Here is a 16,763-nt window from a genome sequence, read left to right as displayed (position 1 = left end):
CGACGCCTCTGGACGCTGGCAGGCCTGGCTCGATGCCGCCGCCACGTCCGACTCCCTCAATCCCACCGCGTCGTCGGGGAAATGAACATGCGTTTCAACCAGAAGCTGATCCTGCTGTCTTTCGTTGTCATCACCGCGCAAGCCGTCACCGGCTGTGGCGCCAAGACGCCGCCACCCGCTGAAGCCCCAGCGACACCTGCCGAAGCGCCGGAAAGCGAGATCGTCACCCTCAAGCCGGAAGGCGCTGCCCTTGGCGGCATCAAGGTCGAAGCGCTGGTCGCCAAGACGATTCCGCGTCTGCTGCAGGCGCCCGGCGAAGTGAAGGCCAATGACTATCTCTCTGCCCAAGTGACGACGAGGGTGCCCGCGCAGGTCGTGCGTCGTCTGGCCAAGCTCGGCGATCTGGTCAAGGCGGGTCAGCCGCTGGTGACCCTGACAAGTGTCGAAGTCGCCGAAGCGCAGGGCGAAGCCCAGCTCAAGGCTCGCGACTGGGCGCGCGTGCAGGAACTCGGCGAGGAAGTGTCGGGGGGACGGCGCTACAGCGAAGCCCGTGTGGCCGCCGAACAGGCGCGCGCCAAGCTCGTTGCCTACGGCCTCAGTGCCGCCGATGCTGCCGGAAGGTCTGGATCTCCGCTCGGCCAGTTCACCTTGACCGCGCCGCGTGCCGGCACGGTGCTGAACGATGCCTTCGTCGAAGGCGAGCGCATCGAACCGGGGCGCGCGATATTCATCATTGCCGATGAGTCGGCGACCTGGGTCGAAGCCAATCTGTCGCCGGCCAATGCCAACAAGGTCGTCGAAGGCGGGCTGGCGCGGGTGCAGGTCGATGGCCAATGGCTGGATGGCCGCGTGGTCCAGAAGCATCACCTGATTGACGAGAGCACCCGGACCATTCCGGTACGCATCGAAGTGAAAGCCTCGGGCGATCACCTGCATACCGGCGAGTTCGTCGATTGCCGCATCGAGATCGGCAAGATCGAGAATGCGATTTCGGTACCGAACGACGCTTTGTACCAAGGCACCGACGGCGACTGGGCCGTGTTCGTGCAGGAAAGTGCTACGCAGTTCAGACGGGTCAAGGTCACGATCGTCGAGGATCTCGGCGAGAGCAAGCAGATCGACGGCGTTGCGTCCGGCGCGATGATCGCCATGCAAGGTGCGTTCTTCCTCAATTCCGAACTGTCGAAAGGCAGCCTCGGCGACGCTGATTGAGGCGCACGCCATGATCAATGCCATCGTCAATGCGGCCGTTCGCGGCCGCCTGTTCATCCTGCTGGCACTGGCCGGCGTGCTGTTCGCCTGCGCCCTGCTGATCCCCAAACTCAATCTCGATGCCTTTCCAGATGTCACCAACGTCCAGGTCGTGGTCAACACCCAGGCCCCGGGGCTTGCCGCCGAAGAAGTCGAGCAGCTGATTACCTACCCGGTGGAGTCGGTGATGTACGCGCTGCCAGATATTGCCGAAGTGCGCTCGGTATCGAAGGTTGGTCTGTCGGTGGTCACCGTCGTGTTCAAGGAAGGGACGGATCTGTACTTCGCCCGCCAGCTGGTTTTTGAGCGTCTGCAGGCGGCGCGCGAGCAGATTCCCGACGGCGTTGGCGTGCCCGAAATGGGTCCGAATACGTCAGGCCTCGGTCAGGTATTCCAGTACGCGCTGAGGGCCGAGGATCCCAAGCAATACGACATCATGGCGCTGCGCAGCCTCAACGATTGGGTGGTGAAGCTGCTACTGGCCCCAACGCCGGGCGTGACCCAGATCCTGTCGTTCGGTGGCGATGTCCGGCAGTACCAAGTGCAGGTCGATGCTGCGCGCCTGCTGGCGCAGAAGCTTTCGGTCGAGGAAGTGGCGAAATCGATCGAGGACAACAACCGCAATGCTGGCGGCTGGTATGTCGATCGAGGCGCCGAGCAACTGGTCCTGCGGGGTGTCGGCTGGGTGCGCAGCGGCGCGGAAGGCCTGCGCGATATCGCGAATATCCCGATCAAGAACGCCGATGGCGTGGCCGTGAAGGTCAGCGATGTGGCGCGCGTCGAATACGGCCCCGAAGTCCGCCAGGGTGCGGTCTCGATGTCGGTGCGCAACGCCGATGGCACTCCACGAGCGTTGGGCGAAGTGGTCACGGGCATCGTGCTGAAGCGGCTCGGTGCCAACACCAAGGCGACCATTGACGGCGTCAAGGCGCGCCTGCCGATCATCCAGAAGGCGCTGCCGAAGGGGGTGGAACTGGTGCCGTATTACGACCAGGCCGATCTGGTCAACAAGGCGGTCAGTACCGTGACGAAAGCGCTGCTCGAAGCCTTCGTGCTGATCGTCATCGTGCTGCTGCTGTTCCTGATGAACATCCGCGCAACACTCCTGGTGCTGCTGTCGATTCCGCTGTCACTGGGTCTGGCGCTGGCGGCCATGTCGTACTGGGGCGTGTCGGCCAACCTGATGTCGCTCGGAGGTCTGGCGATCGCCATCGGCATGATGGTCGACGGGTCGGTGGTGATGATGGAAAACATCTTCAAACATCTTTCCGAACCCGACGCGGAGCATGCCGCCCACACCAAGGCGGTGAATCCCGGCGACCCCGATCCCTACGACTCCGCCCACGATCGCCACGGCATGGCCGTGCGCATCATGTTCGCGGCGCGCGAAGTCGGCCGGCCGGTGTTCTTCGCGGTGCTGATCATCATCGTCGTGTTCACCCCGCTGTTCTCGCTGGAAGGCGTGGAAGGCAAGCTGTTCCAGCCGATGGCGATCTCGATCGTGCTGGCCATGCTCGCCTCGCTGGCGGTGGCGCTATTCGTGATCCCGGCCTTGTCGAGCTACTTCTTCCGAGGTGCGGTCCATCACCGCGACAACTTCGTGCTGCGCTTCCTGGAGCGAACCTATAGGAGCGTGTTGGGCTGGGCGCTGGGTCATCGCAAGACCATCGTCGGCTCGGCAGCCGCGTTGTTCGTCGGCGCACTGGCCCTGGTGCCGTTGCTCGGCACCGAATTCGTGCCGATTCTGGAGGAAGGCACGCTGGGCATGCGCATCACCCTGGCACCGTCGGTGAACATGCCGACCTCGGTGGCGCTGTCGCAGAAGATCGAAGCGAAGCTGATGGAGATTCCCGAGATCACCTACGTGCTGAACCGTATCGGCCGGCCGGAACTCGGCGGCGACCCGGAAGATGTCAACAATCTGGAGTGGTACATCGGTGTGAAGCCCGCCGACGAGTGGAAGTCGGCGAAGAATCGGCCCGAGATGGAAGCGCTGATCGGCGAAAAGCTCGAAGCCTTTCCAGGTCTGCTGGTGGCGTTTGGCCAGCCGATTGCCACCCGCGTCGACGAATTGCTGTCCGGCGTTCGTGCCCAGTTGGCGATCAAGCTGTTTGGGCCAGATCTCGCCGTACTTGCTGAGAAAGGGGCGGCTATCGAAGCGCTGACCCGCAACGTCCGCGGCACCAAGGATGTCGCGATCGAGCAGATCGAGGGACAGGCGCAACTGGTGGTCCGACCCGATCGCGACCGGCTGGCGCGCTATGGCATCCCGGTCGCCCAGGTCATGAGCCTGGTATCGGACGCCATCGGCGGCAAGACCGCCGGCCAGGTCATCAAGGGCAACGAGCGCTATGACATCTACGTTCGTCTGGCGGAGACCAACCGCGCGAACACGGAAGCGATCAAGGCGCTGGTGCTGCAAGGGGCCAACGGCAGCCAGGTCCGGTTGGGCGATGTCGCCGATCTCGAAATCGAAGCCGGTCCGCCGCAGATCCGCCGCGATGACGTGCAGCGGCGTGTCGTGATTCAGGCCAACGTCGAAGGCCGCGACATGGGCGGCGTGGTGAAGGAACTCGACGAGCGCATCGCCCGCGAAGTGAAGTTGCCACCGGGCTATTCGGTGGTGTTCGGCGGCCAATTCGAGAATCAGCAGCGCGCCCAGGCGAAGCTGGCGATCGTCGTGCCGCTGGCGCTGGGCCTGATCTTTCTGCTGCTGTTCTTCGCCTTCAGCTCGCTGGGTCAGGCGGCCTTGATCATGGTCAACGTGCCGCTGAGCCTGATCGGCGGCATCGTCGCGCTGTTCCTGTCCGGCCAATACCTGTCGGTACCGGGCTCGATCGGCTTCATCGCGCTGTTCGGTGTGGCGGTGCTGAATGGCGTGGTGATGGTGACGGCGATCAACCAGCGATTGCTGGAGTCCGGCGATTTCTCGCTGGCGGTATCCGAGGGTGCGTTTTCACGCCTGCGGCCGGTGCTGATGACGGCGTTCATCGCCGCACTCGGCCTGATCCCGATGCTGCTGGCCCAGGGCATCGGCTCGGAGATTCAGCGACCGCTGGCTACTGTCGTGGTCGGTGGTCTGTTCTCGTCAACCTTGCTGACCCTGGTCGTGCTGCCGGCGCTGTATCCGGTGTTCTCGAAGAAGCTGATCGAGCGAGACCAGAGCTGATGTGCAGTCGATCCAATACGGAGTGCCGAAGATGACCAAGCCCACTGCTGGTGATGCCTGCGGTAGCTGTAACGCTGCCGAGTCCAATCCAGTGCTTGAGCCGACGCCGGTTGCTGCCGATCGCGGCCGGCAGCAGTTCCGGATTTCGACGATGGATTGCGCCAGCGAGGAGTCAGAGATTCGCCATGCCGTCGATGGCATTGCCGGCATCGCCGCGATGAGCTTCCAGCTTGGTGCACGGACAATGGCCATCGAGGCGCCACCTGCTGTTGTCGAGCAGGCGCTGGCCGCCATTCGCAAGGCGGGCTTCGATCCCCAGCCACTTCCGGTTGCCGAGCCGGGGGAGGCAGGGGCGACTCCCAGCACCTCCGAGCCTCCTGCCATGTTCACCAGCCTTCACCGGATGGTGCTGGCACTGGTACTGGCGGTATTGGCAGAAGCCATCTCGTACTTTCTATCTGATGGCACGGCTACCACCGTCGCCGAGATGGTCCTCGCACTCGCAGCAATCTGGCTGGCCGGCTTCGACACCTACAAAAAGGGGCTTGCGTCGCTGCGTCGAGGTCGCCTCAACATCACAGCGCTGATGACCGTCGCCGTCACCGGCGCCTTCCTGATCGGGCAATGGCCGGAAGCGGCGATGGTGATGGCGCTGTATTCGATTGCCGAACTGATCGAGGCCCGCTCGCTGGATCGCGCGCGCAACGCGATCCAGAGTCTGATGGCACTGACGCCTGAAAGGGCCGAAGTGCGTCAACCTGACGGCAGCTGGGTATCGCTGCCGGCGACGGAGATTCCGCTCGACGCCATCGTGCGTATCCGTCCCGGAGCACGCTTGCCGCTGGACGGCACGGTGACGGCCGGCAACAGCGCCATCGACCAGTCGCCGGTGACTGGGGAAAGCATCCCGGTCGACAAGACCATCGGCGATCCAGTGTTCGCCGGCACCATCAATCAGTCGGCTGAGTTTGAATTCCGTGTCACTGCGGCAGCCAGCAACACCACGCTGGCGCGGATCATTCATGCGGTTGAAGCGGCACAAGGCTCGCGCGCACCGACCCAGCGCTTCGTCGATCGTTTCGCCGCGATCTACACGCCCGGCGTCTTCGTGCTGGCGCTGGCCGTGGCGCTGCTGTCGCCGTGGCTGGCGGGTTGGACCTGGATGGCGTCCCTGTACAAGGCGCTGGTGCTGCTGGTGATCGCCTGTCCCTGCGCGCTGGTGATCTCGACTCCCGTGACGGTGGTCAGCGCGCTGGCGGCAGCAGCCAGGCGCGGAATCCTGATCAAGGGCGGCACTTATATCGAGCAGGCCCGGAAGATCCGCGCCATTGCGCTCGACAAGACCGGCACGATCACCGAAGGCAAGCCCAAGCTGGTCGAGACCGCGATCCTCGATGGCTCCGACGGTGAAGCCTGGCGGTCTGTTGCAGGCAGCCTGTCGTCGCGATCCGATCACCCGGTATCCAAGGCGATCGCTGCCGGCCTGAATCGCACCACAACCGAGGTCACGGGATTCACGGCGATTGCCGGACGCGGCATCTCGGGCAAGGTGAATGGCAGCCAATACATGATGGGCAATCACCGGCTGATTGAGGAACTCGGGCTGTGCAGTCCGGCGCTGGAGGCCCAGCTCAAGGTTCAGGAAGAGGCCGGACGCACGGTGACGTTGCTGGCATCGAGCAGCGCTGTGCTGATGCTGTTCGCTGTCGCCGATACCATCAAGGAATCCTCGCGTGCCGCAATTGCCGATCTGAAGTCGCTCGGCGTCACGCCGGTGATGCTGACCGGTGACAACCCGGCCACCGCACGCACCGTCGCCGGGCAGGCCGGGATCGCCGATGCACGCGGCAATCTGCTGCCGGAGGACAAGCTGCAGGCCATTGTCGAAATGCGTGGCCAATACGGCCCGACGGCGATGACCGGCGACGGCATCAACGACGCACCGGCGCTGGCTCAAGCCGACATCGGTATCGCCATGGGCGGCATGGGCACCGATACGGCGATGGAAGCCGCCGACATCGTCATCATGAACGACGACCTGCGCAACATTGCCGTGGCCATCCGGCTGTCGCGGAAAACCCATGCCGTGCTCTGGCAGAACATCTCGCTCGCGCTCGGCATCAAGGCGGTGTTCCTTGTGCTGGCGGTATTCGGAAACGCCTCGATGTGGATGGCGGTGTTTGCCGATATGGGTGCCAGCCTTCTGGTGGTCGGTAACGGCTTGCGCTTGTTCCGATCCTCCGAGCAAGCCAAGCCATAAGGGGCCAAGGAGAATCGAAATGGTCGAAAAGCCCCTAGCCGCCGTGCATCTCCCTTGCTGGCGCTCATCGTGAAGAAGCCTCGGGATACTCGGTCTGACCCCAAACGCAAAGTGCTGCGCGCCGAGAAATCTGGCGCGGCTGAGGACAGGCTTTCCAGTCGCCAGATCAAGCTGATCGCCTCGATATCGGCGGCATTCGGATTGCTGGCGGCGGTCGTGGTCAATTGGGATCAGCTATTCCCGACCCCTCCCGAAAATCTAGTCGAGATGGCCTGGACCCATCGCTGCCGCTGCGTGAAAGGCTGGGCGAAATCGCTGCGCAACGATGGCTTCATAGTCCAGGATTTCGAGTTGAAGGATCTCGATGGCACTCGACGACGCTGGAACCTGCCGGCCGACTTTCGTGGTTGTCATCCGGCAAAGTACCTTGGCTACACCATCGACGGCCATGTCCCGCCAGCGTTGTTGCGTCGGCTCGCCGCTGAAAGGCCTGAAGGCGTCGGGCTGGAGCAAATCAACAATAAGGCTGATCACGAAGGCCAAGGCTCATCTACCGAAGTGACAAGATTCGAGTTGATCAGCCGTGACGGCAAGCACCGCGCATGGCCATGAACGGCAAACACTGCTCGTCCATTGCCCGTTTCGCAGGCTGAAGCGCCAGATCGCTTGCGGCGAGAGATTCTCAACGGACCCATTGGTATCGACAACATGAACGCTATCCAATCGCCCGATAGCACCGCAGCAACTGACGGCAGCACCGCCGACGGCGACTTGGGCGACATGCTCAACGAACTGCGCATCCTCCTGCCGAGTGCTCAGCTATTGACGGCGTTTCTAATCACGCTGCCGTTCAATTCCGGTTTCGCTGAAGTTATCCAATCCGAAAAGTGGGTGTTCATCGCCACGTTCCTGTGCTCGATGATCAGCTTGGTGATGTTCAGTGCGCCCGCCGTACAGCATCGCCTGCTGCGGCCGCTTTATGATCGCGCGAGATTCAAGCAATTCGCCAGTCATGAACTACTGGTCGGATCGATCGCCTTGGCGTTCGCTTTGATATTGGCTACCGAACTGGTGCTCGCCGAAGTGTTCGGACACCTGCTCGGAATCGCTCTGGCGGGGTCCGTCGGCGGATTGATTGGCTCGTTGTGGTGGGTGCTACCGCGGTTCCTGCGTGGGAAACGCTTGTTTTGATTCCGAATAAGCGAAGGTTCCCACCCGCTGCTTTGTATGCGCGGCAGAGCATCCCCAAGCCCAGTGGTAGCCCGGTGATATCATCGCCCCGATGCTGAACACGCTCCGAAAAGCCGCTCCGGTAGTCACGGGATTTATCTGTATGGCATTGCTCGTCATGTGGATCACGGGCGCACATGGCCATCGGCATATCGGTGGACTCACGCATCAGCACATGGCTTCAAGCCAGCACGAGTCTCACGGTGACGCTGGGCATTCTCACGAGACAGCCTTGTCCGACGGCGATCATCAGGAGCCCGATGTGTCGTCCGTGATTCATCACGACGGCCACGAGAACATCGACCTTCAAGGGCTCCAACCGCCATCGGGCACACAGTTGCCGGATACGACCCTGGCTGGTTTGCTGTTCTGCGTCTTTTTCGTTTTAGCGCCGCCCCGAAGACTTCGGATCGGCGCGATTGTCGATCCACCGATTGCAAGATCGGTCGCAAGGTCGCTGCGCCCGCCATTGCGCGGGCCGCCCCTTTACTCCGTCGTTTGATCCGACACGTCCGGCCTTCCAGGCCGGGCCTCGCCCCCTGCGCATCCAGCGCTGAAGGGCTGTCCGACGGAGATTCACCATGCTGTTGTCCCAGGCGCTCGGGCTATCGATCCCGAGGCTGACTCGGCTCCTTTCATTTCTGCACGTCGCGCCAGCGGCGCTGACTGGCTGCGCGCGTGGCTGTTCGTTTCTGGCCCGCTCAGAGCGCCCATTGCGTTTATTCACCTTCCCCATTCGAGTCAACCCATGAAACAAATCCCAATGGCTCAGGCCTTGTTGTCGACGGTGTTCTGCGCGCTGGCACTGAGTGCGGCAGCGGCCGATCGACCGGCCAGATTCGCTGTTGCCGACGCGCAGTTGCGTGCTCTCGGCATCCGGACCGAGTCACTGCAGGCCGGCGGTGAAACGGTGCGCGCAAGTTTCCCTGCCCAAGTGATGGTGCCGCCGAATGCCGAGCAGGTGATCAGCTCGCCGGTGTCTGGATTGATCACCCAGGTGCTCGTTCAGCAGAACGATTCGGTGAAGACCGGCGCACCCTTATTGCGGATCGCAAGCCCTGAATTGGGGCAATTGCAGCTCCAGCTTCTGCAGGCCCACTCGCGAGCCACTTTGGCGCGCCAGACGGCGCAACGCGAAAAGCAGTTGCTTGACGAGGGCATCATTCCCGAGCGGCGGGTGCAGGAAGCACAGGCGGCCTTGAGCGAGCACGAGGCTTCGCTGAAGCAGGCAAAAGCCGCCCTCCGTCTCAGTGGAATGCCGGTTGCGGTGATCAATCAGGTCATTGCGTCCGGTGATCCTCAGGACGGTCTGACCCTGGTTGCGGCCAGCGCTGGCGTAATCACGGAAATCGAGGCCAAGAACGGCCAGAGGGTCAACGGTGCGGATGCCCTGATACATATCGCGCGTACCGACAAGCTGTGGCTGGACATCCAGATCCCGGCGAGCAACGACGCTAATTGGCAACCCGGCACGGCGGTCAAGGTACAGGGTCGCGAGATCACGGGTCAGGTGCTGAGCAGCAGCGCGATGGTCGCGTCCGGCAGCCAGACCGTGGTGTTGCGCGCCGAGCTCGACGGCAAGCTCGGTGAGCTGCGCCCCGGTGAATTCGTGACCGTCAATCTGCCGGTGAAGGCCACGTCGGGAGGCTGGGATCTGCCGTTGGTGGCAGTGGCCCATGACGGTGCGCTTGCCGTGGTCTTCGTTCGTACTCTGGATGGTTTCGAAGCGCGGCCGGTCACGGTTTCCGCCAGTGCCGGACAGCGCGTGCGGGTGCAAGGTGCGCTCAAGGCAGGCGACGCAGTGGCCGTGAGCGGCGTGGTCGCCCTCAAGGGCGCCTGGCTCAACGAGGGAGGAGCCGAGTGATGCTCATTCGACTCGTGCAGTTCTGCCTGTCGCAACGACTGTTCGTACTGATCGCCACGCTGTTGCTCGGCGCCGCCGGCTGGGTGGCGTTCTCGGGCCTGCCGATCGATGCCTTCCCGGACGTGTCGAGCACCCAGGTCAAGATCATCATGAAGGCACCCGGCATGACGCCGGAAGAGGTCGAGAGCCGGATCGCGGTGCCGATCGAGGTTGAAATGCTCGGCATTCCGAACACCAAGATCCTGCGCTCGGTCACCAAATACGGCCTGGTCGACGTGACCATTGATTTCGTCGATGGCACCGACATCTACTGGGCGCGCCAGCAGGTCGCCGAACGTCTGGGCGGCTTGAGCGGAAGTCTGCCGGCGGGTATCAGCGGCGGCATGGCACCGGTAACCACGCCGCTCGGCGAGATGTACATGTTCACGGTGGAAGCCGAGGGCATGTCGCTGGCCGATCGCCGCAGCCTGCTCGACTGGGTGATTCGCCCGGCCTTGCGCACGGTGCCAGGTGTGGCCGATGTCAACGCCCTCGGTGGCGTTGTGCGCGCCTACGAGGTGGTGCCCGATCAGGTGCGGATGGCTGCAAGCGGTGTGACCGTAGCGCAACTGAAAGAAGCTATCGAGGCCAACAACCGCAATGACGGTGCTGGCCGTCTTGGCGAGGGCGACGAAGTGCTGTTGGTCCGCACCGAGGGCAATGTCACCAGCCTGGATGACTTGCGCGCGATCGTGGTGAAGACCGCGAATGGCTCGCCGGTGAGCGTCGGCAATCTCGCCGAAGTAAGAATCGGCACGACCACGCGCTATGGCGTAGTCACCCAGAGCGGCAAGGAAGAAGCGGTACAGGGGCTGGTGCTCGGACTCGCCGGTGCCAATGCCAAGCAGGTAGTCGAAGGGGTGAATAGGAAGCTGCTGGAATTGCAGCCAACCCTGCCGCCCGGCGTACACCTGGAAACCTTCTACAACCGCGCGTCGCTGGTCAGCAAAGCCGTCGGTGCGGTGTCGAAGGCGCTGCTCGAAGCAACGGTGCTGGTCGTAGTGCTGCTGGTGCTGTTCCTCGGCAATCTGCGCGCGGCATTGACCGTGGCGCTGGTGCTGCCACTGGCCGCGCTGATCACCTTCATCATGATGCGGGCCGTTGGCATGTCCGCGAACCTGATGAGTCTCGGCGGTCTCGCCATCGCTATCGGCATGCTTGTCGATGCGGCTGTCGTGGTGGTCGAGAATATCGTCCAGCGGCTGGCGCACGATCCGACGGCCGGCAAGCTGCCACGGCTGCATACGATCTACCGGGCGGTGCGCGAAGTGGCGACACCGGTCACCGCCGGCATCGTCATCATCATCACCGTGTTCCTGCCCTTGCTGACCCTGCAGGGCCTCGAAGGCAAGTATTTCGTGCCGGTGGCGCTGACCATCGTCTTCGCGCTGGCCGGCTCGCTGCTGCTGTCGCTGACCGCGATTCCGGTGTTGGCGTCCTTCCTGTTGCGCGAAGTCAGCCATGAAGAGCCCTGGCTGCCGCGCAAGCTGCTGGCGCTTTACGAACCAATCCTCGCCTGGGGCCTCAGACGGCAGGGCATCGTCGCGGGCGGAGCCATCGGCCTGCTAATCGCGGCCGGCGTGGTCTATACGCTGGTCGGCAAGACCTTTCTGCCGACGATGGATGAGGGTGATCTGATCGTCGGCATCGAAAAGCTGCCTTCCGTGAGCTTGGAACAGAGCGCAGCACTCGATCTGATGATTCATCGCTCGATCATGGCGGCCTTGCCGGAAGTCACCGGCATCGTCGCCCGGGCGGGCTCGGACGAGATCGGTCTGGACCCGATGGGTCTCAACCAGACCGACACCTATCTGCTGCTGAAACAGCCCAGCGAATGGCGCATGCGCAGCAAGGAAGCCTTGATGGATGAGGTGCGCAAGGTGCTCGATCCGATGCCCGGCATCAGCTATAGCTTCACCCAGCCGATCGAGATGCGCGTCTCGGAAATGATCATCGGCGTGCGCGGCGATCTGGCGATCAAGGTGTTCGGCCCGGATCTGGCGCAGCTCAACGCTTTCGCTGCGAAGATCGAAACTCTGGTCAAGACCGTCGCCGGCAGCCAGGACGTGTACACCGTTCAGAACGAGGGTGTGCAGTACCTGCGCGTCGCGGTGGACCGGCTGCACGCCGGCCGTCTGGGTCTGAGTGTCGAGGAGATTCAGGACGCACTGCGCTTGCAGATCGAAGGCCAGCCTGCGGGCATGGTCATCGAAGGCAATCGCCGCACGCCGATCGTGCTGCGCGGCGGTGCCGGAGTCAGGCTTTCGCCATCAGACTTCGGTGCCGTGCGGATTACCACCAGCGACGGCAGCACCGTGCCACTGAGCAGCGTTGCCACGCTGGAGCGCGCCGATGGCCCAGTGAAGATCGACCGCGAGATGGGTAGCCGCTACAGCGTGGTGATCGCCAATGTTGCCGGTCGCGATCTGGTCGGCTTCGTCGAGGAAGCCAAGGCACTGGTGGCCAAGGAAGTGCCTTTACCGACCGGTTACCGGATCACCTGGGGTGGCCAATTCGAGAACCAGCAGCGGGCGGCGGCACGGCTGACCATCGTTGTCCCGGTCGCGCTGGTAATGATCTTCATCCTACTGTTCGCGACGTTCCGCTCGGTGAAGCAGTCGCTTCTGATTCTGAGCAACATCCCGTTCGCGCTGGTCGGCGGCATCTTCGCCCTGTGGATCACCGGTGAGTACGTCTCCGTACCCGCCTCGGTGGGCTTCATCGCCTTGCTCGGCATCGCCGTGCTCAACGGCGTGATGCTGGTGAGCTACTTCAACCAGCTGCAAAGCGAAGGCATGAACCCGGTCGATGTCGTGGTGCAAGGCGCCAAACGCCGATTGCGACCGGTGCTGATGACCGCGTCGATCACCGCCTTCGGTCTGATCCCGCTGCTGTTCGCCACCGGCCCCGGATCGGAGATCCAGCGGCCGCTGGCGATCGTCGTCATCGGCGGCCTGATCACCGCCACGGCGCTGACCTTGATGGTGCTGCCGATCCTCTACCTGCGCTTTGCCTCCCCGAAGCCGGAGACCGTTCATGTCTGACCTATGCCTGACCCTGCTGTGCCCGCCGAGCATCGAAGAAAACCTGCTCGACTGGTTGTTGATGTCTCCTCACGTCACGGTTTTCACCAGCGATAAAACAGCGGCCCACGGCCTCGCGTTCGGCCGTCTGAACGCCAACGAGCAGGTGCTCGGTCGCGCCTCGGCGGTGCAGATCCAGCTGGTCTTCCCTGAGCAATACAGGACGCATCTCATCAATCACCTGAAGCAGCAGTTTGCCGGCACCGGAATTCGCTACTGGCTGATGCCGGTGCTCGAAACGGGAGCCATCGCATGAAGGCGCGCTATCTGCTGAACCCCTTCCTCGCTGCGATCCTGATGTCTGGAACGGCGCAGGCGGAGCCGCTGTTCCGGGCACCGGGCTTGCTGCCAACGGAAATTGCGCGTCCGCTGCTGGAGCACGATCCCTCGGTCAGCGCGGCGCGCGCCGGCCTCGATCGCGCGAACGCCGAGGCGCGGGGTCTTGAAGTCTCTCCCTACGAATGGACTGCCCAGGGCTATGGACAGCAGCGCGATGTCCAGAACGATCGCAATTACAGCGAGTGGTCGGCCGGCATCGAACGCACGATCCGCCTGCCGGCCAAGGCGGCGGCCGATCGCGCGATCGGCAAAACCGGCATCGCGGCCTCCGAAGCGGCCTATGGAGAAGCCCTGCATGAAGCGGCACGCGATCTCGCGGCGCTCTGGGTGGACTGGCTGGCTGCCGAGCGGGCGCGAGAACTGGCGGCCATCAGCCTGCGTTCGTTCGAGGAAAGTCTGGGGGCTGTCGAGAAGCGCGCCCGCGCCGGTGATGCCGCGCGTCTGGACCTGGGCACCGCGCGTGCCGAACTGGTGGAACAGCGACGGCAGGAAAACGATGCCAAGACTGCCGCCACGGTGGCGTGGACGCGGCTATCGGGCCGCTTCCCCGGCATTGGCCAGCAAGCCGTCCCGATGCCGATGCCATTGCCGATCGACGCCGATACGAGTGCCTGGCGCGAGCGCATTCTCAGCCAGAGTGACGAGCTGAAAGTCGCCGAGTTCCGCGCGAAGAGCGCCGACTCGCTGGCGGCACGCGCCCGGGCCGATCGCATCCCCGATCCGACGATCGGGGCCTACACAACGTCCGAGACCAGCGGTCAGCAGAAGATCATCGGGGTGTCGGTCAGCGTGCCAATCCCACTCCCGGGCGGTATCCGCAGCCAGCGCAGCAGGAGTGCTGCGGCCGGTGCGGAGGTCGCGCGCTACGAGGCGGAAGCGAAAAGGCGTGAATTCGAGTCCGGCATTGCCAGCGAATTCGCTGCTGCTCGGGGCGCGTTCCAGAGTATGCAAATCGCCGCCGAAGGGACGACGGCCATGCAGGAGAACGCCGGCTTCATCCAGCGCGCCTACTCGCTCGGTGAAGCTGGCCTGCTGGACCTGCTGGTTGCTCGACGCCAGGCCGCGACCGCTGCGAACAACGCAGTACAGGCACAAGCTACCGCTCTCAAGGCTTACTACGGCCTGGTGATTGATGCTCATTGGACTTGGGATCTGGAGCACGAATGATTGGATTGCCAGCCCGACCACAACTGCGTCAAAGCTATTGTTGATTCACATCTCCCAGGAGGAGCCTCCGATGAACCTGAAATACCTGCTTGCCCTGCTACTGCTGAGCCTGATCGCCGCCCCGGCCTTTGCCCACGGCAATCACGATGATGAGGATGACGACGCGCCGGTACCATCGACGCAGGAATCTGGCAAGGACGGAGCGAAGCCGGCGAAGAAGTCCGAAGTCGCGAAGCCGAAACCAGCCGCAGCCAAGGACAAACCGGCGCCGGTTGAACCGAAGCAGCCGTGATCCGCCAATCTTCGATGCTCCGCCTTGCACTGTTGCCGGGTCTGTTGCTGTCCGGCGTCGCCGCAGCGCACGGCGTGGCCGACGACGACCGGATGTTCATCGAAGGCAGCGCCGGCCTGCAGTTGCTGCCGTTCCTGTACCTCGGTGCCAAGCACATGGTCACCGGCTACGACCATCTGCTGTTCCTGTTCGGCGTGATCTTCTTCCTGTACCGGCTCAAGGAAGTGGGCCTCTACGTCACGCTGTTCGCGATCGGCCACAGCAGCACTCTGCTGTTCGGCGTGCTCAGCGGCACTCACGTCAACCCGTATCTGGTCGACGCAATCATCGGTCTGTCGGTGGTCTACAAGGCGCTCGACAATCTGGGTGCGTTCAAGACCTGGTTTGGCGTGCAGCCGAACACCAAGGCAGCGGTTTTGATCTTCGGCTTCTTCCATGGCTTCGGCCTGGCGACCAAGCTGCAGGACTTCCAGCTGTCGGCCGACGGGCTGGTGCCGAACATGCTGGCCTTCAATGTCGGCGTCGAGCTTGGTCAACTGCTGGCCCTGGCCGCGATCCTGATCGTGATGGGCTTCTGGCGACGTTCATCGCTGTTCGCCCGGCAAGCCTTCGCCGCCAACGCCTTGCTGATGACCGCCGGCTTCGTGCTCGCGGGCTATCAGCTGGTCGGTTACTTCCAATCTTGAGGACCCGGATATGACGTCTATCCCCACATCCATTCAGGCCACGACGCCGCAATTGCTCAAGGCTACCGGCGGTGCGCTGCTGCTGGCCGCCGCCATTCTGCTGACCACGGTGCTGCCGGCTGAGTACGGCCTCGATCCAACCGGCATGGGTCAAGTGCTGGGTCTCAAAGCTTTGAGTACCGCCGCCGATGCAGCGCCATCAACGCCCGTTGAAGCCGCGCCCGCAACACTGGTCGTCCAGCGCGAGACGCCATTCCAGAGCAGCGAGATGAGCCTCGTTCTGCAAGCGAACCAGGGTGCCGAGATCAAGGCACTGATGCGGGCCGGTGACACCTTCGTGTTCAACTGGAGTACCGACGGCGGCCCGGTGAATTTCGACATGCACGGCGAGGAGCCGAATGCGGGCGACGCGTTCACCAGCTACTGGAAGGATCGCGGCAAGACCAGCGGCCATGGCAGCTTCACGGCGCCGTTCGATGGCTCGCATGGCTGGTACTGGAAGAACAAGGGCAGCGAGCCGGTTACCGTCACGGTGAAAGTCAGCGGCTGGTTCGAAAGGCTGTACATGCCATGACACTTCCTGCAATGAAATCGCACTGGGAGCAGGTGTACTCGACCAAGGCCACCGATGCCGTGAGCTGGTATCAACCGCATGCCAGCGTTTCGCTGAGCCTGATCCGCGAAACCGGCATCAATCTCGGTGCGCCGATCATCGACGTTGGTGGCGGCGCGTCGACCCTCGTCGACGATCTGCTTGAACTCGGTTACAGCACACTATCGGTCCTCGATCTCTCGGAAGCAGCGCTCGATGCGGCTGCAAGCCGGCTCGGTGCGCGGGGCGATGGGGTTCGATGGCTGGAAGCCGACATCACCCGAACCACATTCCCGGAAGCGAGCATCGAGCTATGGCACGACCGCGCCGTCTTCCACTTCCTGAACGAAGCGGACGATCGTGCCGCCTACGTTCGAACGCTCAGCCAAGCGGTCAAACCGGGGGGACACCTGATCATCGGCACCTTCGCCGAGAACGGCCCGGAAAAATGCAGTGGGTTGCCGGTGCAGCGCTACTCGGCGCAAGGCCTTTACTCGCAGTTCAGCGCGGCGTTCGAACTGGTGAAGACGACCACTGAAGCGCACCACACGCCATCGGGTTCGATTCAGGCATTCGTTTACTGCTGGTGCCGGAGGCGGATCGCATGAAGCGTTTACAACGCAAGCGGTTGAATGACCGATGACTGGGCTCTACCGTCTGTATCGCCGCCCGAAATCGCCCGGGATTGCCGCCGCCTTGATCGCTGCACTTCTGTTCGGCGCGGGCACGCCGCTGGCGAAAATGCTGCTCGATGGTCTCAGCCCCTGGTTGCTCGCCGGACTGCTGTACCT

The 16,763-nt window shown here is 63.2% G+C and carries 14 protein-coding genes and 1 pseudogene; all 15 read left to right on the top strand.

Going from position 1 to position 16,763, the window contains the following annotated elements:
- The first annotated feature begins 87 nt into the window (after positions 1-87).
- Positions 88-1,212: an efflux RND transporter periplasmic adaptor subunit gene (locus QZY06_RS02460; protein ID WP_295679716.1), complete on the top strand. Its 1,125-nt coding sequence runs from the start codon at positions 88-90 to the stop codon at positions 1,210-1,212.
- A gap of 10 nt (positions 1,213-1,222) precedes the next feature.
- On the top strand, positions 1,223-4,420 hold the full coding sequence (locus tag QZY06_RS02455) for a CusA/CzcA family heavy metal efflux RND transporter (RefSeq protein WP_295679713.1): 3,198 nt from the start codon (positions 1,223-1,225) through the stop codon (positions 4,418-4,420).
- Between the two features lie 31 nt (positions 4,421-4,451).
- Positions 4,452-6,680 (top strand): cation-translocating P-type ATPase, encoded by a 2,229-nt coding sequence (locus QZY06_RS02450; RefSeq protein WP_295679711.1) that lies wholly within the window; start codon positions 4,452-4,454, stop codon positions 6,678-6,680.
- Between the two features lie 54 nt (positions 6,681-6,734).
- On the top strand, positions 6,735-7,292 hold the full coding sequence (locus QZY06_RS02445) for a DUF411 domain-containing protein (protein WP_295679709.1): 558 nt from the start codon (positions 6,735-6,737) through the stop codon (positions 7,290-7,292).
- A gap of 96 nt (positions 7,293-7,388) precedes the next feature.
- On the top strand, positions 7,389-7,871 hold the full coding sequence (locus QZY06_RS02440; protein ID WP_295679706.1) for a DUF6328 family protein: 483 nt from the start codon (positions 7,389-7,391) through the stop codon (positions 7,869-7,871).
- A 91-nt stretch (positions 7,872-7,962) separates the two neighbouring features.
- The gene (locus QZY06_RS02435) at positions 7,963-8,412 is read left to right on the top strand and encodes a hypothetical protein (RefSeq protein ID WP_295679705.1); all 450 of its coding nucleotides are present in this window, start codon (positions 7,963-7,965) and stop codon (positions 8,410-8,412) included.
- A gap of 285 nt (positions 8,413-8,697) precedes the next feature.
- Positions 8,698-9,774, top strand: a complete 1,077-nt coding sequence (locus tag QZY06_RS02430) for an efflux RND transporter periplasmic adaptor subunit (protein ID WP_295679719.1) — start codon at positions 8,698-8,700, stop codon at positions 9,772-9,774.
- Positions 9,774-12,857, top strand: a complete 3,084-nt coding sequence (locus QZY06_RS02425; RefSeq protein WP_295679703.1) for a CusA/CzcA family heavy metal efflux RND transporter — start codon at positions 9,774-9,776, stop codon at positions 12,855-12,857. The genes QZY06_RS02430 and QZY06_RS02425 overlap by 1 nt, the downstream gene beginning before the upstream one ends.
- Positions 12,850-13,152 carry a DUF3240 family protein gene (locus QZY06_RS02420; protein ID WP_295679700.1) on the top strand — a complete coding sequence of 101 codons (303 nt, stop codon included), beginning with the start codon at positions 12,850-12,852 and terminating at the stop codon, positions 13,150-13,152. Before QZY06_RS02425 ends, QZY06_RS02420 begins: the two co-directional genes overlap by 8 nt.
- On the top strand, positions 13,149-14,402 hold the full coding sequence (locus tag QZY06_RS02415) for a TolC family protein (RefSeq protein ID WP_295679696.1): 1,254 nt from the start codon (positions 13,149-13,151) through the stop codon (positions 14,400-14,402). Before QZY06_RS02420 ends, QZY06_RS02415 begins: the two co-directional genes overlap by 4 nt.
- A gap of 70 nt (positions 14,403-14,472) precedes the next feature.
- Positions 14,473-14,694 carry a hypothetical protein gene (locus tag QZY06_RS02410; protein ID WP_295679694.1) on the top strand — a complete coding sequence of 74 codons (222 nt, stop codon included), beginning with the start codon at positions 14,473-14,475 and terminating at the stop codon, positions 14,692-14,694.
- Positions 14,695-14,708: 14 nt separating this feature from the next.
- A complete protein-coding gene (locus tag QZY06_RS02405; protein WP_295679691.1) occupies positions 14,709-15,380 on the top strand; it encodes a HupE/UreJ family protein in 672 nt (223 codons plus the stop codon).
- A 10-nt stretch (positions 15,381-15,390) separates the two neighbouring features.
- Positions 15,391-15,954, top strand: a complete 564-nt coding sequence (locus tag QZY06_RS02400) for a hypothetical protein (RefSeq protein ID WP_295679688.1) — start codon at positions 15,391-15,393, stop codon at positions 15,952-15,954.
- On the top strand, positions 15,951-16,580 hold the full coding sequence (locus QZY06_RS02395; RefSeq protein ID WP_295679685.1) for a class I SAM-dependent methyltransferase: 630 nt from the start codon (positions 15,951-15,953) through the stop codon (positions 16,578-16,580). Before QZY06_RS02400 ends, QZY06_RS02395 begins: the two co-directional genes overlap by 4 nt.
- Before the next feature lie 31 nt (positions 16,581-16,611).
- A pseudogene (locus tag QZY06_RS22100) lies at positions 16,612-16,763 on the top strand (EamA family transporter); the annotation flags it as partial.

It is taken from the genome of uncultured Nevskia sp. (assembly GCF_903885465.1).
GTDB lineage: Bacteria > Pseudomonadota > Gammaproteobacteria > Nevskiales > Nevskiaceae > Nevskia.
Note: the sequence above shows the minus strand (reverse complement) of the source record. Positions and strands in the feature narration are given on the sequence as shown.

What these genes read in the sequence shown, in the direction of transcription:
- QZY06_RS02460 (WP_295679716.1), top strand. Translation starts at nt 88, where the DNA reads ATGCGTTTCAACCAGAAGCTGATCCTGCTGTCTTTCGTTGTCATCACC.
- QZY06_RS02400 (WP_295679688.1), top strand. Translation starts at nt 15,391, where the DNA reads ATGACGTCTATCCCCACATCCATTCAGGCCACGACGCCGCAATTGCTC.
- QZY06_RS02420 (WP_295679700.1), top strand. Translation starts at nt 12,850, where the DNA reads ATGTCTGACCTATGCCTGACCCTGCTGTGCCCGCCGAGCATCGAAGAA.
- QZY06_RS02410 (WP_295679694.1), top strand. Translation starts at nt 14,473, where the DNA reads ATGAACCTGAAATACCTGCTTGCCCTGCTACTGCTGAGCCTGATCGCC.
- QZY06_RS02450 (WP_295679711.1), top strand. Translation starts at nt 4,452, where the DNA reads ATGACCAAGCCCACTGCTGGTGATGCCTGCGGTAGCTGTAACGCTGCC.
- QZY06_RS02415 (WP_295679696.1), top strand. Translation starts at nt 13,149, where the DNA reads ATGAAGGCGCGCTATCTGCTGAACCCCTTCCTCGCTGCGATCCTGATG.
- QZY06_RS02395 (WP_295679685.1), top strand. Translation starts at nt 15,951, where the DNA reads ATGACACTTCCTGCAATGAAATCGCACTGGGAGCAGGTGTACTCGACC.
- QZY06_RS02435 (WP_295679705.1), top strand. Translation starts at nt 7,963, where the DNA reads ATGCTGAACACGCTCCGAAAAGCCGCTCCGGTAGTCACGGGATTTATC.
- QZY06_RS02440 (WP_295679706.1), top strand. Translation starts at nt 7,389, where the DNA reads ATGAACGCTATCCAATCGCCCGATAGCACCGCAGCAACTGACGGCAGC.
- QZY06_RS02455 (WP_295679713.1), top strand. Translation starts at nt 1,223, where the DNA reads ATGATCAATGCCATCGTCAATGCGGCCGTTCGCGGCCGCCTGTTCATC.
- QZY06_RS02425 (WP_295679703.1), top strand. Translation starts at nt 9,774, where the DNA reads ATGCTCATTCGACTCGTGCAGTTCTGCCTGTCGCAACGACTGTTCGTA.
- QZY06_RS02405 (WP_295679691.1), top strand. Translation starts at nt 14,709, where the DNA reads ATGCTCCGCCTTGCACTGTTGCCGGGTCTGTTGCTGTCCGGCGTCGCC.